We start from the raw sequence: 17,181 nt of genomic DNA, 5'->3' as shown, positions 1-17,181 counted from the left end.
AGACAGGCCGTACAAGCGGGGTGAACCCTATAGGCGGAAGTGGAAATCGTAGGCGCTCGCCTTGGCATCACGCGCGTGGATGCTCATTTCGCCGCGCACTCCGCGATAGGCGCCGGTGCCGCCAGTAACCACCAGCACGGTATCACCGGCATCGCCGACCGGACCGTCGACCATGATCTGCCCGGTGGCGAGCGTGGTCGTCCAGTGGCATTCCCACATCTTGCCCACGATCATCCGCACGCAATAGCCCTGGTCGGTGCCGACTTTCGTCGTGTTGGCCGCGTCGTAGATCGGATTGGTGAAGGTCATCACGTCGCCGACATTGTCCGCCGCGCTGCCGCCCTTCACGCTGACCGTGTCGGTATCGGCGCGCTCGACGAAATCCATGGTCGCCGCCGGCGCGGCATGGGCGGGAACGGCAAGTCCCAGTGCAGCGATGGCGATCCAGGTGGTTTTGGTCATGGTCAACTCTCCCTCTTATGACTGAACAGGCGCGCGGCGCAGCCAGGCATCGCCGGCGGGCGCATCGCTGCGATCGAATGGCCGGCCCAGCGCCATGTACACCAGGCCCGTGACGATCACCGCGCCAAAGGTCAGTGCCATGCCATAGGCCGCATACCAGGGCAGCGCACCATCGGCCGGGCGCAGCATGATCGCGATCGCGCTGATCCCCCATACGATCCCCGCGACATTGACCGGCCAGCCCCATTGGCCCAGCCGGTAGCGCCCATGCGGCTGCCATCCGCGCGCGCGGGCAAATGTCGATCCGATCACCACCATCTGAAACCCGGCGTAGATCCCGACGACGGCAAAGCTGACGATCGTGCCCACCGCATCGGCAAAGAACATGCCCAGCACCAGGATCGCCGCGGCGATCAGCCCCGACACGACCAGCGCATTCATCGGCACATGGTGCGTCTTTGATACTTTGCTCAGGAACCCGCTGGCGATGACCATTTCGTCGCGCGCATAGGCATACAGCAGCCGGCTTGCCGCCGCCTGCATGCTGAGCGCGCACGACAGGAACGACACCAGCACCACCAGCACGACCGCCTTGGCGCCGATCGGGCCGAATGCGGCATTGAGCGCGTCCTCGATCGGGTTGGCGCTGCGCCCGGTGATCACCGCCATCACATCGGGCAGCGACAGGATCAGCGCCAGGCACACGAACACCGAGGCCGACATGCCCACGTAGATGGTCGATTTCATCGCCTTGGGGATGGCAACGCCCGGGTTGGGCGTTTCTTCCGCGACATCGCCGCAGGCCTCGAAGCCGTAGCAGGTGAACAGCCCGACGATCGCTGCGCCCATGAATGCGGGGGCGTAAGCGCCTTGCCTGACCAGCCCGTATGTCTGAAACAATACGCCGATCGGTTGATGCCGGTGAAACAGCAGCAGGAACGCGCCGACGACGATCGCGCCCAGGATTTCGCAGACGAACCCGAACATGGCAACGCGCGCGAGCATGCGCGTGCCCGCCAGATTGGTCAGGGTGGAAAACACGACGAGCGCGATCGCGATCAGTCCGGAAGAAACGGGTGTCACCTTGAACCCCAGCAACGGGCCAACGAACGGCGCCGCACCTGCCGAGACCGCCGCGATCGAGGTGAACAGCGCCCAGCCATAGATCCACCCGGCCATCCACGCCCATTTCTTGCCGACCAGGCGCCGGCACCACGGGTACAGCCCGCCCGAGATCGGGAATTGCGACACGACTTCGCAAAATGTCAGGCACACGATCAACTGGCCCACCGCGGCGATCAGGTACCACCAGAACATCGGCGGGCCGGCGGCGGCCATACCGATGCCGAACACCGAATAGACCCCGACGACGGGCGACAGGTAGGTGAACCCGAGCGCGAAATTTTCCCACAGCGACATCGACCGCTCGAACTGCGCCGAATAGCCGAGCGCTTTCAGGTCGTCGTCATCGCTGTTCGTCAGATCGGCCATCGGTTCCCCCCAAATGCCCCGGCAACATCCCCAATGGCGCGCGCGGATGCAAGTGCCTTGTGCGATCACAGGGGTGCGCTCCATCACCCCACATTCCTCGTCCGGGGCGACGTGTGGGGAGAGGTGGGCCCTCCTCGGTCAAGTATTGCGCCTCAGCCGACCGCAGTGCGCTTCGTTTTCTTGGGGTCGTCGAACGGCAGCGGTTGTGCGGTTGCGGCGACGGTGCCTTGTGCGCCGACCAGCGTCAGCGCTGTGCCCGCGACAGCGCATTCGGTGTCCAGCCGCGCGATGCCCAGCGAACGCCCGGTCAGTTTCGACACCATGCCGATCGTCACCACACCCACTTCGCGGCCATCGAGCAGCACTTTGTCACCGGTCTCGGGCGCTTTGTCCGAGCTCAGCTCGATGCCGTAGATCCTGAACCGCTCCTTGCCCTTCAGGCGCGCATGCGCCTCGGCGCCGCGAAAGCCGGTCTTGTCCTTGCTGACGGTGAAATCGAGCCCCAGTTCCCACAAACTGTCGCCGGTCGAGCCATCGGCAAACGGGAAAAATTCCGACATGTCATAGGGATAGAACAGCAGATAGCTTTCGACGCGCAACAGATCGAGCGCGGTGAACGCGGCCGGGCCGATGCCCATCGCCTTGCCCTGGTCGAGGATGGTGTCCCAGAGCATCGGCGCATCGGCCGCGCGGCAGAAAATCTCGTATCCGCGTTCGCCGGTATAGCCGGTGCGCGAGATCAGCACCGGCGCGCCGAACAGCCGCGCGCCCATGTGGTTGAAATATTTGAGATCGCGAATCCCCGGCACGTGCTCGGCCAGGAAATCGACCGCCAGTGGCCCCTGCAACGACAAATCGTGCAGGTCATCGTCGAACAGCATCGCGACATTACGGCCCTGGCTCGCCGAAACCAGCGCCTCATGCCCCGCGCCCGAACCATGCACCACCATCCAGCTGTCGGGCCCCATGCGATACAGGATGCAATCGTCGATGAAATGCCCGTCGTCATCGAGCATCGTCGCATAAGCCGAGCGGCCCGGCGTGATCTTGCCAACCGAGCGCGTGGTGATCAGGTCGAGCACGCCATTGGCGTGCGGGCCCACCAGGTGCACTTTCTTCAGCCCCGACACATCCATCAGCCCGGCGCGCGTGCGGATCATCGTATGATCGTCCTGCACATCGTGCGCATAGGTCCAGGCCGTGCCCATGCCGTTCCAGTCCTCCAGCGCGGAGCCGAGTGCGCGGTGGCGGCTGGCAAGAGCGGAAAAACGCCAGGAATCGGGCATGGGCAACCTCTCGGATGAGCGATGGTTCGGGCCGATTTCCTGCGCGGGAACCGGTTCCTTTTACGGCTAGACGAGGTATCAACGGGGTTTCGCGCTGTCGAGATGAGAATTGCCTCATTGACAAATTTATTTCCTCTTGGGAAAGTTTGCGCACGATCGCTGCCGGGGTGTCTCCGGCGCAAAAACCATCGGAGATGCCGGAAAAAATGAGTGCGATGCCCGCCAGCAACCGCCCCCGCTACGCCCCGATTGCGCCCGACAGCAGCGCGCGGGCGCATTTGCTCGTGGCGGACCAGACTGCCATCGCCGCGACTGTCTTTACCGCCGGCATCGGTCTTGCCGATTTTCCCGAGCGCTGGAGCATCGTCGCCCACGCCCACGCCCTGCCCGAACCGCTCCCCGGTGCAGGCCACAAACATTTCCGCTCGGCCGCGCACTTGCTCGCCATGCTGCGCCACCGGCTCGCCACCGAAACGATGGGCCTGCGCCTTTATGTCACGGGCTGCGAACCGTTCGTGTGGGACGTGGCCAATCTGGCGCGGGAGGCCGGCATGGGGCGCGACGAAATGCAGCTTTATGCCACCGGCGCGTCGGTTCGCCGCGTCAGTTGCGTGCATTGCCGCCACATCAATCCCGACGTCACCGCAACGCTGGTCACTTGCGCGGGATGCGGCGCGACGCTGGGCGTGCGCGACCATTTTTCGCGCGCGCACAACGCCTGGATGGGGGTGCAGGTCGATGCCGAAGCGCCGGGCGAGCTGCCGGTGGCCGAAGACCTGAGCGGCTGGGAGCGCAGCGCATGATGGATGGTCAGACCCTGCTGCTGCGTGTGGCCGATGCCACTTTGGTCGCGCCCGGATTGCGGCGGTTGCATCTGGTGTCCGCCGATGGCGCGCGGCTGCCGCCGGCAGCGCCGGGCGCGCATATTACGCTGACACTGCCCGCCGGGCACAATTCCTATACGCTGGTTTCGGCCGAGCCCGACGCCGGATACGAACTGATCGTGCGCCGCACCCCGCAGTCGCGCGGCGGATCGCGGCACATTCACGATGTGCTGGCGCCCGGCGATGTGATCCCGGCGACCGTACCGCACAACCTGTTTGCGCTGCACAGCCAGGCACGCAAGCATCTGTTGATCGGCGGCGGCATCGGCGTGACCCCGATGCTGGCGTTTATCGCGCATCTGCGCGGCGCCCGCATTCCGTTCGAGCTGCACCAGCTTGCCGGCCCTGCCGAAACCGGTGTGTTCGAGGCTCTGCTCGATGCGCATCCCGGCGAACGGGTTCATGTCCATGCGGCAGATGGCGTGTTCGACTTTGCCGCGCTGCTTGCCCCGCAACCGCTGGGCACACATCTCTATACGTGCGGCCCGGCCGGCATGATGAACGCGGTCGAGGCTGCTGCCGCCGGGCTCGGCTGGCCTGCCAGCCATGTGCACCGCGAGGATTTCGGCGCGAGCGGGGGCGAGCCGTTCACGCTGCGGCTGGCGAAATCGGGGATCGAAATTGCGGTCGCGGCAAACCAGACGATGCTCGCCGCGATCGAGGCGGCAGGCATCGCTGCGCAATCGCTGTGCCGGGGCGGGGCCTGCGGGGTGTGCATGGTACCGGTGCTGGACGGCACGCCCGAACACCGCGATCATTACCTCAGCCCCGCCGAACGCGCGTCATTCGTGATGCCCTGTGTCTCGCGCAGCAAGACTGCTACACTCGTGCTCGATATCTAGGGATTCCCTGCCATGGCCACGCGCTTCAAAGCTGACGAAACGTTCCGGGACGACTATCGCTACGGCAACAGCGACGATGCAGTCCTGCGCTTTCCGTTCCCGTTCGGCGAGGACGGATACATGTATGGCGTCAATATCGAGCCACACCGCCGCACCGGAGCAGGCAGCCCGTTTTCGGTCGCGTTCGATGTCGACGAACATTACGTGTCCGAATGCGCCGAACGCGCAACGATGCTCGCGCACGAGCCCGGGCGGTGCCTGGTCCTGCCGCATATGGATGCGGCGCAATGGGACACGCTCGAGCTGATCATGGAAAGCCTGGCGGCCGATTATCCCGAGGACTTCGTGCTGGAGCGCGACGGCCTTGACTGGACCTGGACCAACCGGCCGCTGGGCCTGCATCAGGCGTTCCGCTTTGGCGATGCAGGAACGCTGCCACACCCGCCGTTCGAATATATCGCGCGCCAGGCGCAGGGCGATTTCACATTGCAGGATCAGCGCGACGGCACGCTGTATATCGATGGCGGCATCGCGACGACGCCCGCCGACTGGAGCCTGGCGTTCGATGTCGGGATGACGTTCCATGAATGGCACGGACCGGTGCCATTGGCGCACCAAGCCGGGGTGTTCGATCGCGCGCTGCAATACCTGATGCGCGTGCGCTATGGCCATCCGGCGCGGCGGCTGAACTGGACCCTGACGATAAACCCGCGGCTGGATACGTCGCCTGAAAACTTTCCGATCTGGGGCCCCGATCGCACGACGCTGACGCCGGAAAACATCGGAGCAAAGCTGTTCCTGCGTGTGGAATTGCAGAGCTTCTTTCGCCTGCCGCGCTCCAACGCGCTGCTGTTCGGGATCCGCGCGTATCTTGCCAGCCTCGATGACCTGACGCGCGTGCCCAAATGGGGCCGGCGGTTGCACCGCGTGATCCGCGATCTTGATCCCGAGGTCATCGCGTACAAGGGGCAGACGCGATACCACGACATCCTGGTCGCGCATCTGGCGCAGTTCGACGATGGTGCAGAGACCTCGGCGGGTATTGCGCCCGATGTGGCGCACATACGCTGACCTGCCCCCCTCCCCTTCAGGGGAGGGGCTGGGGGTGGGGCCTATCCCCACGCGCCAAGGCTTTTGGATCATCGCACCATGGGGTTGTAGCCGAGAGGCCCCACCCCAACCCCTCCCCTGAAGGGGAGGGGCTTAAGGAAGAAGTTGAGAATGCCACGAAACGCGCGCGGGACTGACTTGGCGGAAACAGAACCGTTCCCCACCGGATCGGGCGCGCCGCGCAATGATCCGCGCGCGCTGGAAAAGGCACTTGGCCTGCGCGTGCGGCAATTGCGGCGGCAGCAGGATCTGTCGGTGGCCGATCTCAGCGCCGCCGCCGGGCTGTCGACCGGCATGTTGTCCAAAATCGAAAATGGCCAGATATCGCCGTCGCTGACCTCGGTCCATTCGCTGGCGCAGGCGCTCAATGTGCCGATTTCGGCCCTGTTTGCACTGGCCGAGGATCGCCAGGACTGTTCGTATGTTGCCGCCGGCGAAGGCGTGAAGATCGAGCGGCGCGGCACCAAGGCCGGGCATATCTATCAGTTGCTCGGCCATCTGCTGAGCGGCGACCTGGCGATCGAGCCCTATCTGATCACGCTCGCGCCCGACGCGCTGCCCTATACCAGTTTCTCGCACAGCGGGACCGAGCTCATCTACATGCTCGAGGGCCATCTCGCATATCGCCACGGCGATCGCAGCTATGACCTGAAACCCGGTGACACGCTGTTGTTCGACAGCCAGGCGCAGCATGGGCCCGAAACACGGGGGGAAGGCGTGATCCGCTATCTGTCGATCATCGTCTATCCGCGCGCCGGCGGGTCCGGCTGAGAGTTCTTTGAGGGAAATTTGTTTTCCCCGTAGTTGACGCTTTGGGGGCCGGGGTTTATCGCTTCGGCACCAAATTCGGGAGTTGGGAGACATCATGGCCAAGCGGATTGCAGTGATCGGTGCCGGGGCCAGCGGCCTTGCCGTGCTGCGCGCATTTCAAAGCGCGAAAGCCAAGGGTGTCGATGTTCCCGAGGTCGTCTGCTTTGAAAAGCAGGACGATTGGGGCGGCCTGTGGAAATACTCCTGGCGCACCGGGCTCGATCAGTATGGCGAACCGGTCCATGGTTCGATGTACCGCTATCTGTGGTCGAACGGGCCGAAGGAATGCCTGGAATTCGCCGACTACTCGTTCGAGGAGCATTTCGGCCGGCCGATACCGTCGTATCCGCCGCGCGCGGTGCTCCACGATTATATCATGGGCCGCGTTGCCAAGGCGGGCGTGCGCGACAAGGTGCGGTTCAACAGCCCGGTGCGCGATGTGCGGTGGGACGAAGCGACAAAGCTGTTCACCGTGCGGGTCAAGGACCAGATCGCCGACCGTTTGTATGAAGAAACCTTTGACCATGTGATCGTGTCGTCGGGGCATTTTTCCACGCCCAATGTGCCGCATTTCGCCGGCATCGAAACGTTCCCGGGCCGCGTGCTGCACGCCCACGATTTCCGCTCCGCCGACGAATTCGCCGGCAAGGACGTGCTGATGATCGGCAGTTCGTATTCGGCCGAGGATATCGGCACGCAATGCGTGAAATACGGCGCGAAATCGGTGACGTTCAGCTATCGCACGCGGCCTTTGCCGTTCGCCTGGCCCGAACAGTTCGAACAGCGGCCGCTGCTGACCAAAGTCGAAGGCAATCTGGCGCATTTCATCGATGGCAGCACGAAAACCGTCGACGCGATCGTGATGTGTACCGGCTATCTGCACCATTTCCCGTTCCTGCCCGACGATCTGCGGCTGGTGACGCACAACCGGCTCTATCCCGGCAACCTGTGGCAGGGCGTGGTGTGGCAGGACAATCCGGCGCTGTTCTACGTCGGGATGCAGGACCAGTTCTTTACGTTCAACATGTTCGACGCGCAGGCGTGGTATGTTCGCGACCTGATCCTGGGGCGGATCGCGATTCCCGATGCGGCGACGCGCACGACTGATTGGAAAGCGTGGCAGGCGCGCGAGGAAGCCGCCGGGACAGCTGAGGAACAGATCGATTTCCAGGCGGATTATGTCGCGCAGCTGATCGCCGCGACCGATTATCCGCGTCTCGATACGGCGGCGGTCGGCGCCTTGTTCAAGCAGTGGGAACACGACAAGCAGGCCGACATCATGGGCTATCGCAACCACTCGTACAAATCGGTGCTGACCGGCACGCAGAGCCCGCGCCACCACACCCGGTGGATGGATGCGCTCGATGATTCGCTGGAGGCCTTTCTGGCCACCAGCGATGCGACGGTGTGACGGTGGAGCAGCTGTCCTTGCCTTCCCCCCTCCCCTTCAGGGGAGGGGCCGGGGGTGGGGCCTCTCGGCTACATCCCGCGGCCGCATGGGCGTTGGCGAGTGGGGCGCGGCCCCACCCCAACCCCTCCCCTGAAGGGGAGGGGCTTTAGAAGATGAGTGACACCTTGATCGTCGTGCGCGGGGGCGGCGAGGCGCGGATCGATCTGGCGCCCGGCGACCGCGTGACCATTGTCGACGTCGAAGGGTTGCAGCCCGCGCTGATCGATGATGTCGCGGTGCTTGCCGGCGCCCAGGCCGGCGCGGAGCATGCCTTCACGGCAACGACCGCGCAGGCCATCATCGTCAGGGCGCCCGGCGCGCCGATGCAGCCCGATGCGCAGGACTTCGCGACCGACATCCACGTCCATATCGCCCGCACCGACCCGGCCAACGACCTGCCGCCGCCGCTGGCCGAGCCCACGCTCGATCTGCGCGTGCCCGCCGCCAATGCCCGCGCCTACACGGTGCGCAAAGGCGACTATATCCAGATCATCGATGTCGACGGCCGGCAATGTTCGGATTTCCTGGCATTCGATGCCACCGCGCTCCAACAAGGGAGCGAACTCGGGCTCGATCCGACGACCACGCGCACGCTGATGGGCCGCTCGTTTTCCAGCCCCGGGCTGCATTCGCGGTTCTACAACGCTGCGCTACAACCGCTGGTCGAAGTCGTGCGCGACACAGTCGGTCGCCACGATACGTTCCTGCTGGCGTGCAATGCCAAATATTACGACGACATGGGCTATCCCGGCCATGCCAACTGCACCGAAAATTTCAACAACGCGCTGGGTCCGCATGGCGTTGCGCCCCGCGCCGGGTGGCCAGCAGTCAATTTCTTCTACAATACCGTCGTCGGCGCGGACGAAACCATCACGTCCGACGAACCCTGGTCGCGCCCGGGCGATTACGTGCTGCTGCGCGCGCTGACCGATCTGGTCTGCGCTTCGTCATCGTGTCCCGACGATGTCGACCCGGCCAATGGCTGGAACCCGACCGACATTCACGTCCGCCTTTATGACAGGAGTGCCGAGCTGACCCCCGGCAATGCCCACCGCATGACCCCAGACGCGCCAGCAACCTTGACTCGCCAAACCGGATTTCACCCGCGCACCAGTGCATTGACCCGGCAGATGGTCGACTATCGCGGGTTCTGGCTGCCGGCTGCCTACAACAACCACGGCGCGATCGCGGAATACTGGGCCTGCCGCCAGCGCGCGGTGCTGTTCGACCTGTCACCGTTGCGCAAGTCCGAGATTACCGGCCCCGATGCCGAAGCGCTGATGGACCTGGCGGTCACGCGCGACATGACCAAGCTGGCCATCGGCCAGATCGTCTATACCGCGATGTGCCACGCCACCGGCGGGATGATCGACGACGGTACGGTGTTCCGGCTCGACCGGACGAATTTTCGCTGGGTCTGCGGCGAGGACTGGTGCGGCGTGTGGTTGCGCCAGCTGGCGGCCGAACACGGCATGCAGGTCTGGGTGCGCAGCTCGACCGATCAACTGTCCAATGTGGCGTTGCAGGGGCCGCTGTCGCGCGAAATTCTCGCGCCCTTGGTGGCCACGCCCGGGCACAAGCCATCGGTGGCCGAACTGGGCTGGTTCCGCTTTACCACAGGCAAGCTGGGCGACATTCCGGTGGTTGTTTCGCGCACCGGCTACAGCGGCGAACTTGGTTATGAAGTGTGGTGCCACCCCACCCGCGCGCCCGAACTGTGGGACGCGCTGATGGCGGCTGGTGCGCCGCGCGGACTGTTGCCGGCAGGGCTCGATGCGCTCGACATGGTGCGGATCGAGGCGGGGCTGGTGTTTGCCGGCTACGAATTCTGCGACCAGACCGATCCGTTCGAGGCCGGCATCGGCTTTGCCGCGCCCAAATCGAAAGTCGCGCCGTTCATCGGCTCCGAAGCGCTGGCGCGCCGCCGCGAGCATCCGCAGCGCACGCTGGTGGGGCTGGATGTCGATGGCGCCGAACACATCGGGCATGGCGATCCGGTCTTTGCCGGACGGGTGCAGGTGGGCGCAATCACCAGCGCTACCCGCTCGCCGATCCTGAACCGCACGATCGCGCTGGCCAAAGTCGATGTCAGCCAAAAGGCGCTGGGCACCGCGCTGACCATCGGTAAACTCGACGGGCAGCAGAAACGTATCGGCGCGCACGTCGTGCGGTTCCCCCATTACGACCCGGACAAGACCCGGGTCCGTTCGTAACACCGAAAAGGAACAGTCATGGCAACCGTAGCGCCACCCGAAGACGCTCGGTCTGCGCCGGCAGAGGTTTCGGGGCTGCAACGCGGCATAAGCTGGACCGGCGCGTTCTGGATCGCCAGCGGTGTGCCCGCGCTGGTGCTGTTTTCGATCGGCACGATCGCCGCCTCGGTCGGCATGGCGTCGTGGCCGGTGTGGATGATCTCGATCCTGTTCGGCTTTGTCCAGGCGTTCAGCTATGCTGAAATCGCAGGCCTGTTTCCCAACAAATCGGGCGGCGCGTCGGTCTATGGCGCGGTTGCCTGGGCGCGCTATTCCAAACTGTTTGCGCCGGTCTCGGTGTGGTGCAACTGGCTGGCCTGGTCGCCGGTGCTGACGATCGGATCGGGTCTGGCCGCCGGGTTTTCGCTGTCGATCCTGTTCGGCGCCGATGCCGCGATCAACACCTGGCATGTCACGCTGGCCGACCTGTCGTTCCTGAAGGCCGGGCTCACGCTGCGGATCAACGCCACCGCGATCATCGGCGCGGCGTTCCTGCTGATCGCGTTTGCGATCCAGCATCGCGGGATCAGCTCGACCGCGCGCACGCAAGTCGTGCTGGGCGTGATCGCGCTGCTGCCGCTGTTGCTGATCGGGCTGGTCCCGCTGGTTACCGGCGATCTGCCACGCCAGAACCTGTGGCCTGTCGTGCCGCTGAACGGCCACTGGAACGCGGGCGGGATTTCGATTTTCATGGGCGGGCTGTTCGTCGCAGCCTGGTCGACATACGGGTTCGAGACCGCGGTGTGCTACACCCGCGAATTCCGCGATCCGCGCACCGACACGTTCAAGGCGATCCTCTATTCCGGCCTGCTGTGCATGGTCGTGTTTACGCTCGTGCCGATCAGTTTTCAGGGCGTGCTCGGGCTGAAAGGCATGCTGGCGCCCGATATCGCCGACAACATGGGCGTGGCCAAGGCGATGGCCGGGATGATCAAGGCGGGTCCGGTGGTCGGAAACGTGATCGTGGTGATGATGATCCTGGCGCTGCTGCTGGCGATCATCATGTCGATGGCCGGGTCTTCGCGCACGCTGTACCAGGCTTCGGCCGATGGCTGGCTGCCGAAATACCTCAGCCGGGTTAACCATGCCGGCGCGCCGACCGCGGCGATGTGGACCGACCTCGGCTTCAACCTGATCCTGCTGTCGATGTCGGACTATGTGTTCGTGCTCGGCGTGTCGAATGTCTGCTATATCCTGTTCAACTTTCTCAATCTCAACGCGGCGTGGATCCACCGCATGGACCGGCCCGGCTGGGAACGCCCGTACCGCGCGCCGACCCCGCTGCTGGCGGCAGGCACGGTGCTGTCGTTCGTCAATCTGGCGCTGATGGGCGTGGGCGCGGACATGCTGGGCAAGGGCACGCTGTACACCGGGTTTGTCTGTGTCGCGCTGATCGTGCCGGTGTTTGTGTGGCGGCATTATGTCGTCGACAAGGGGCAGTTCCCGGCGGAAATGTCGGACGACATGCATCTGCAGCCCGAGGCCGGGGTGAAATCAGGCGCTGGGTATCTGCCGCATCTGACCGTGCTGGCCGGCATCGCTGTCATCGTGATCAGCCACCACCTGGCCGTTTTGCCGTGACAATTGTTCAAAACGTCTGAGTCCGGGACTTGTCGAAGCGCGAATCGAAGCGGCGCGCAAAGCTGGCGCGTTGACCCTGTCGTGGTCACGAGGCCATCACTCTCGCTATCCGGGCGCCGACCGTGTGCAAAATTGTCCTTTGGCGTGAACCGGATCCGGTCGGCTCAAACCGGTTGAAGCTGATCGAATCTTGCCGGAACACATCCGGCATCGACGAATTTACCGTGGAGCCGCAATCCTGCGGCGCGTGAACACGGGAAGCGACTTATGTCCATCTTGGATAAGGCAATTGCCGCAATTACTCCCCCGGAAAGCGACGAAGATCGGGCAGAAGCCCGCCGCAAGGCGCAAGCAGCGGCCACGCCGGGCGACTGGCTGTCCGCAGTGCTCAAGCACCACCGCCAGATCGAAGCTGCGTTCGAGACCGTGGCGCAAGCGACAGATGCGTCGGCGCGTGTCGCTGCGCAAAAGGCGCTTGGCGTCATTCTGACCGGTCATTCCATCGCCGAAGAGGTGGTACTCTACCCCGCGCTGGCTGCGCACCACCAGGCAGGTCATGCCGAACTGGCCTATCAGGAGCAATCGGCGGCGAAGATGGAAATCGGGCTGCTCGAGCGCCTGGACCCGATGAGCGCCGATTATCACGACAAGTTCGAGCATATCCGCGGCGCTGTGCTGCATCACGTCTATTCCGAAGAGGGAACGTGGTTCCTCGAACTACAGCAAAGTCTGCATGACGATGAGCGGACGATGCTTGCGCAGCGCTACGAGGAGGAATTTTCGCGTTATATGGGATCTGATAACCAGGAAAATATGTTTTTCAGCGCGCAGACATGACTTACGAGATCGATCCGGCTCGCGCCATAAGAGCGCGGCCGGATCGGAACTCGATCGAGCCATTCTGCTTTGCTGTTCCTGGCTCTGCTGTAACGCGGTCAGGCCTGGCTGTCAGCCGATGGCAGGTGCCTGCGCAATTCCTTGAGCAGAAGATCGCCGTTCCAGGGTTTGGACAGGATTGTCACGCCCGACAACAGCGGATCGGATGATCGCAGATCGCCGTACCCGCTGACGACGAGAAACGCGATGTTGCGTTGTTTCAGCTCGCGCACCACGGGCAAAGTGGTTTCACCATTGAGGTTGAGGTCGAGAATGACGATATCCGGTTTGTGGGCATCGAGTGCAGCCAGCGCCTTGGCGGCAGTCGGCACGGTGGCCACCACATCCCAGGAATGGTCTGACAAGAAGTCCTCCATATCCATCGCCACAATCAATTCATCTTCCACGATGACGACGCGTCCGGCGGTCGGTGCGGATTGGTCGTTGTCCATCGCAAAGGTCCCTTAGGCGATCGGAAAGGTGATGTTGGCAGAGAAACCCTCGGGCGCGAAGTCCAGTTCTGCCGCGCCCTCAAGCTCGTACGTACAGGCTCGCTCGATCAGCCTCGAGCCAAACCCCTTCTTCCCGGGAGGCTTGACCGGCGGCCCGTCGATTTCCTGCCAATGCAGATGAACGCCCTGTTTGCCGCCGACATTGCCCAAGGTCCATGACACGGCCAGTCGGCCATTCGGCACCGACAGCGCGCCATATTTGGCGGCGTTGCAGCTCAATTCATGAAGGATCAGCGCAAGGCCCAAGCTGTGTTTGGGGGGCAGGTCAAGCGATGGGCCCTCGACAGTCACCATGTCGCGATCGCCCGCGTCATAGGCTTCAAGAGTCATTTCCACCAGTTTGTGGAGATCGGCAGACTGCCATTGCGTGTCCAGCAACAGACTGTGCGCCTTGCCCAGCGCTGCCAGCCGCCCGATGAAACCCTTGCGAAACTCCTCCACCGACGTTGTCTGCCGGCTGGTCTGGTTGGCCAGCCCCTGCACCACCGCCAGCGTGTTCTTGACCCGATGGCTCAGCTCGTGGGTCAGCAGTTCGCGTTCATGTTCGGCCTGTTTGCGCGCGGTGATATCGTCGAACAGGATGCCGACCTGGCGTTTGTCTTCCTGCCCGAATGAAAACGCATAGACGTCAAAGACACTGGCGTTCCATGGCGCTTCAAAGCGTTCGGGGCTCCACGTCCGGGCAATTCGCGCAAAGGCGTCCTGCCACTGGCCTTCGTGCCCGGTCGCCAGTGAGCGCATCGTCTTGCCGATCGGATCGGCGAGACCGGTCTGGCGCTGAAAGGTGGGATTGACCTCGATGAAGCGGCAATCGACCGGCTGGCCCGCGTTGTCGTGGATCAGTTCGACCACGCAAAAGCCCTGATCCAGCGATTCGAACAGCGTGCGATACCGCCGTTCACTCTCGTTCAATTGCGTTTCGGTCTCGCGCCAGGTGCTGATGTCGACAAAACTGATGACCACACCCTCGATGCGTTCTTCGAACGTGCGATAGGGGCGCACCCGCATCATGAAACACTGGCCGGTGTGGCTGAGCACTTCGCCTTCTACCGGGGTCAGTTCGCGCAGCACCTTGCGCACATCGCGCTCGACCCCGTCATACGCGAGGCGGTGGGTGAAATCGGTCAGCGAGCGCCCGATGTCGCCCTCGGTGATATTGAACAGGTCGGCCACGGGCGGGGTGAACATGCGGATATGCAGGTCGGCGTCGAGGAACAGCGTGCCGATCTCGGTCGCGGCGGTCAGGTTGCGCAAATCGTTGTGCGCGGTCGAAATGTTCTCCAGCTTGCTTTTCAGTTCGGAATTGACCGTCTGCAGCTCCTCGTTCATCGACTGGAGCTCCTCCTTCGAGGTTTCCAGTTCCTCGGACGTCGAACGGTATTCCTCGTTCATCGACTGGAGTTCTTCGTTGGCGGCGCGCAGTTCCTGCGCCGCCAGTTCGTGATCCGCGCGGCTGGTGGCCAAGGCCTCCTGCACCACCTTCATTTCGGCGTACAGGCGCCGGAATTCATCTGGCCGCGCCGTTTCCTCTACGCCGCTATCGTCGGATGTGTCGGGACCATCGTCCAGAAACAGGACCAGTGCCTGCGGGGCCGAACGCTCCCCATCGAGAATGGGTACGACATTCATCGCGATGCGATGTCGCTGTCCGTCGAAATCGACTGCCACCGCCAGCGTCAGGCTGGGCGTACCCTTTTCCAGTGCCCTGGTGAGCGCATGCCCCAGATCGAGGCGCAATTCGGGGCGCACGACATAATCGAGCCGCGCGCTGAATACTCCACCCGAATGGCGGACATAGCGCCCGGCGCTGGGCGAAAGATGAGCGATCTGGCGCCGATCATCGACCAGCACGCTGGGCGGCGCCATGCGTTCGAGCGCCTGTTCATGAAGTGCAGCCGACGAAACATGCGCTGCCGTGGAGCCCCGGCTGGCCTCGCCAATGTGCACGGCAGGCGAATCAAAGCGCTGGGCCAGCACCGGCACCGACAGCACGGGCTTGTTCCGCGCACTGTACAACCGCGCCTCACGGTCGACCAGCGTGAACAGGTCCTGCGCCACATCGGCCGTTTCGGCCGAGCCCAGAAACAGAAAACGATTGGGTCGCAGCGCATAGTGGAAAATCGAGAGGAGCTTTTCCTGCAGGGATCGCTCCAAGTAGATCAGCAGGTTGCGACAACTGACGATATCGAGCCGGAGGAACGGCGGATCCTTCAACACGCTGTGCGAGGCGAACAGCACCATTTCGCGAATATCTTCGCGCACGCGGTAACACGCCCCGTCCGCGATGAAGAACCGTTGCAGCCGCGCGGCCGACATATGATCTTCGATCGACCGCAAATAGCGGCCTTCGCGCGCGGTGGCGAGCGCGCCCTCGTCGAGGTCGGTGGCAAAAATCTGCACCGGCACCTTGAGCTTGCGCTGCTCGGCCTCTTCCATGATCAGCATGGCCATGCTGTAGGCTTCTTCGCCGGTAGCGCATCCTGCGACCCAGACGCGGATGCCATCGTCGTGCAGATCGTCGAAGACCGTCGCGATCGCCTTTTTTTGCAGAGCGACAAAGGCATCGGCGTCGCGGAAGAATTGCGTGACCGAAATCAGCATGTCGCGAAACAGGTCGACCGCCTCTTCGGGATTGCTGCGCAAATATTCGGCATAGGCGGGCAGGCTGGTCAGGCGGCACACCTGCATCCGGCGCAGCACCCGGCGGCGCACCGTGCTGCGTTTATAGCTGGCGAAATCATGGCCGGTGCGCGCGTGCAGGAACCCGATGATCTTGCGCAGATCGTTGGCCGTGTCGTCGACATCGAGCGAACGCACCGCCTCTTTGCTGTGCGCGATGTCGATGATGCGTTCGATCAGGCCCGCGATCGGTGCGACGAAATCGGCGCAGCCCGTGGCAATCGCATTTTGCGGCATCGGCGGAAATTCAGCCTCTGCCGGATCCTGCACAAAGATGACGCCGCCGGCCTCTTTCATCGCCTTTGCGCCCTCGGCGCCGTCGGCCCCCGATCCGGTCAGGATAACAGCCATGCCATCGCCGCGCCCGTTGGCAATCGATCGGAACAACATGTCGATCGGCGAACGATGCCAGCGTTCCTCGGTAAACGGGCGCGATTTGACTTCATCGCCCTCGATGACCAGTTCGCTGCCGGGCGCGATGACATAGATGCAATTGGGCTTCAGCGTCGGGGTATCGCAGACCTGCAGCACCGGCATGTTCGTGGCCGTCGCCAGGATTTCGCTCAACACGCTGGGATGATCGGGGGCGAGGTGAACGATCACCACATAGGCCAAGCCCAGATTGTCGGGCACCAGTTGAAAAAATGTCCGAAGCGCATAAACGCCGCCTGCCGACGCGCCGATGCCGCAGACTGGAATAGGTGGTACGACCTGATCTGCCATTTCAGCGTTCCCCCCGGCGAATGTCAATTCCTGGCGATCGGCGAGTTCGATCGTTGCATAGCCGCGATTTCGACGCGCCAGTCCCGCGGGAGAGACTTCTTTTCGATCGATCAGTCATGGATGCAACTATCCGTAAACAGCAAGGTTCCCTGGCAAATGGTATCTATATCGCAAGCCAGCAGTTTCAGTAACCTTTGAAAGGCCGTGCGGACGATTTGAAGAG

Annotated in this window: 13 protein-coding genes; 8 read left to right on the top strand and 5 right to left on the bottom strand. The window is 63.4% G+C overall.

Going from position 1 to position 17,181, the window contains the following annotated elements; all coding sequences use genetic code 11:
* Positions 1–27: 27 nt before the first annotated feature.
* The 3 genes from ACOOE2_RS18145 to ACOOE2_RS18135 all read right to left on the bottom strand — a co-directional run bounded on the left by ACOOE2_RS18145 (position 28) and on the right by ACOOE2_RS18135 (position 3,239).
* Positions 28–462 (bottom strand): allene oxide cyclase family protein, encoded by a 435-nt coding sequence (locus tag ACOOE2_RS18145; RefSeq protein WP_420384381.1) that lies wholly within the window; start codon positions 460–462, stop codon positions 28–30.
* A 15-nt stretch (positions 463–477) separates the two neighbouring features.
* A complete protein-coding gene (locus ACOOE2_RS18140; protein WP_420384380.1) occupies positions 478–1,953 on the bottom strand; it encodes an APC family permease in 1,476 nt (491 codons plus the stop codon).
* 152 nt (positions 1,954–2,105) lie between these two features.
* On the bottom strand, positions 2,106–3,239 hold the full coding sequence (locus tag ACOOE2_RS18135; RefSeq protein WP_420384379.1) for an aminomethyltransferase family protein: 1,134 nt from the start codon (positions 3,237–3,239) through the stop codon (positions 2,106–2,108).
* 206 nt (positions 3,240–3,445) lie between these two features.
* On the opposite strand from ACOOE2_RS18135, the gene ACOOE2_RS18130 reads away from it, so the two are divergent.
* The 8 genes from ACOOE2_RS18130 to ACOOE2_RS18095 all read left to right on the top strand — a co-directional run bounded on the left by ACOOE2_RS18130 (position 3,446) and on the right by ACOOE2_RS18095 (position 13,005).
* Positions 3,446–4,042, top strand: coding sequence for a dimethylamine monooxygenase subunit DmmA family protein (locus ACOOE2_RS18130; RefSeq protein WP_420384378.1), 597 nt, complete (start codon positions 3,446–3,448; stop codon positions 4,040–4,042).
* The gene (locus ACOOE2_RS18125) at positions 4,039–4,965 is read left to right on the top strand and encodes a PDR/VanB family oxidoreductase (protein WP_420384377.1); all 927 of its coding nucleotides are present in this window, start codon (positions 4,039–4,041) and stop codon (positions 4,963–4,965) included. Before ACOOE2_RS18130 ends, ACOOE2_RS18125 begins: the two co-directional genes overlap by 4 nt.
* A gap of 12 nt (positions 4,966–4,977) precedes the next feature.
* Positions 4,978–6,036: a heme-dependent oxidative N-demethylase family protein gene (locus ACOOE2_RS18120; protein WP_420384376.1), complete on the top strand. Its 1,059-nt coding sequence runs from the start codon at positions 4,978–4,980 to the stop codon at positions 6,034–6,036.
* A 177-nt stretch (positions 6,037–6,213) separates the two neighbouring features.
* Positions 6,214–6,846, top strand: coding sequence for a helix-turn-helix domain-containing protein (locus ACOOE2_RS18115; RefSeq protein ID WP_420384375.1), 633 nt, complete (start codon positions 6,214–6,216; stop codon positions 6,844–6,846).
* Between the two features lie 94 nt (positions 6,847–6,940).
* Entirely contained in the window at positions 6,941–8,296 is a 1,356-nt protein-coding gene (locus ACOOE2_RS18110) for an NAD(P)-binding domain-containing protein (RefSeq protein WP_420384374.1), read from the top strand.
* 152 nt (positions 8,297–8,448) lie between these two features.
* Complete coding sequence (locus tag ACOOE2_RS18105) at positions 8,449–10,548, top strand: DUF1989 domain-containing protein (protein WP_420384373.1); 2,100 nt, start codon at positions 8,449–8,451, stop codon at positions 10,546–10,548.
* Between the two features lie 18 nt (positions 10,549–10,566).
* On the top strand, positions 10,567–12,168 hold the full coding sequence (locus ACOOE2_RS18100) for an APC family permease (protein ID WP_420384372.1): 1,602 nt from the start codon (positions 10,567–10,569) through the stop codon (positions 12,166–12,168).
* Between the two features lie 267 nt (positions 12,169–12,435).
* The gene (locus ACOOE2_RS18095; RefSeq protein ID WP_420384371.1) at positions 12,436–13,005 is read left to right on the top strand and encodes a hemerythrin domain-containing protein; all 570 of its coding nucleotides are present in this window, start codon (positions 12,436–12,438) and stop codon (positions 13,003–13,005) included.
* Between the two features lie 98 nt (positions 13,006–13,103).
* Here the strand turns inward: ACOOE2_RS18095 and ACOOE2_RS18090 are convergent, their stop codons facing one another.
* Both ACOOE2_RS18090 and ACOOE2_RS18085 read right to left on the bottom strand, forming a co-directional pair.
* The gene (locus ACOOE2_RS18090; RefSeq protein WP_420384370.1) at positions 13,104–13,496 is read right to left on the bottom strand and encodes a response regulator; all 393 of its coding nucleotides are present in this window, start codon (positions 13,494–13,496) and stop codon (positions 13,104–13,106) included.
* 12 nt (positions 13,497–13,508) lie between these two features.
* Positions 13,509–16,958 (bottom strand): chemotaxis protein CheB, encoded by a 3,450-nt coding sequence (locus tag ACOOE2_RS18085; RefSeq protein ID WP_420384369.1) that lies wholly within the window; start codon positions 16,956–16,958, stop codon positions 13,509–13,511.
* Between the last annotated feature and the right edge of the window lie 223 nt (positions 16,959–17,181).

Origin of the sequence: Novosphingobium sp. (assembly GCF_965214355.1) — a bacterium.
Taxonomy (GTDB): Bacteria; Pseudomonadota; Alphaproteobacteria; order Sphingomonadales; family Sphingomonadaceae; genus Novosphingobium.
The sequence above is the reverse complement of the archived record's forward strand: the minus strand, read 5'-3'. Positions and strand labels throughout refer to the sequence as shown.

Bases quoted from the DNA above. Each gene is read 5' to 3' on its own strand.
- ACOOE2_RS18135 (WP_420384379.1), bottom strand. From the start codon at position 3,239: ATGCCCGATTCCTGGCGTTTTTCCGCTCTTGCCAGCCGCCACCGCGCA.
- ACOOE2_RS18105 (WP_420384373.1), top strand. From the start codon at position 8,449: ATGAGTGACACCTTGATCGTCGTGCGCGGGGGCGGCGAGGCGCGGATC.
- ACOOE2_RS18125 (WP_420384377.1), top strand. From the start codon at position 4,039: ATGATGGATGGTCAGACCCTGCTGCTGCGTGTGGCCGATGCCACTTTG.
- ACOOE2_RS18090 (WP_420384370.1), bottom strand. From the start codon at position 13,496: ATGGACAACGACCAATCCGCACCGACCGCCGGACGCGTCGTCATCGTG.
- ACOOE2_RS18120 (WP_420384376.1), top strand. From the start codon at position 4,978: ATGGCCACGCGCTTCAAAGCTGACGAAACGTTCCGGGACGACTATCGC.
- ACOOE2_RS18095 (WP_420384371.1), top strand. From the start codon at position 12,436: ATGTCCATCTTGGATAAGGCAATTGCCGCAATTACTCCCCCGGAAAGC.
- ACOOE2_RS18130 (WP_420384378.1), top strand. From the start codon at position 3,446: ATGAGTGCGATGCCCGCCAGCAACCGCCCCCGCTACGCCCCGATTGCG.
- ACOOE2_RS18085 (WP_420384369.1), bottom strand. From the start codon at position 16,958: ATGGCAGATCAGGTCGTACCACCTATTCCAGTCTGCGGCATCGGCGCG.
- ACOOE2_RS18145 (WP_420384381.1), bottom strand. From the start codon at position 462: ATGACCAAAACCACCTGGATCGCCATCGCTGCACTGGGACTTGCCGTT.
- ACOOE2_RS18110 (WP_420384374.1), top strand. From the start codon at position 6,941: ATGGCCAAGCGGATTGCAGTGATCGGTGCCGGGGCCAGCGGCCTTGCC.
- ACOOE2_RS18100 (WP_420384372.1), top strand. From the start codon at position 10,567: ATGGCAACCGTAGCGCCACCCGAAGACGCTCGGTCTGCGCCGGCAGAG.
- ACOOE2_RS18140 (WP_420384380.1), bottom strand. From the start codon at position 1,953: ATGGCCGATCTGACGAACAGCGATGACGACGACCTGAAAGCGCTCGGC.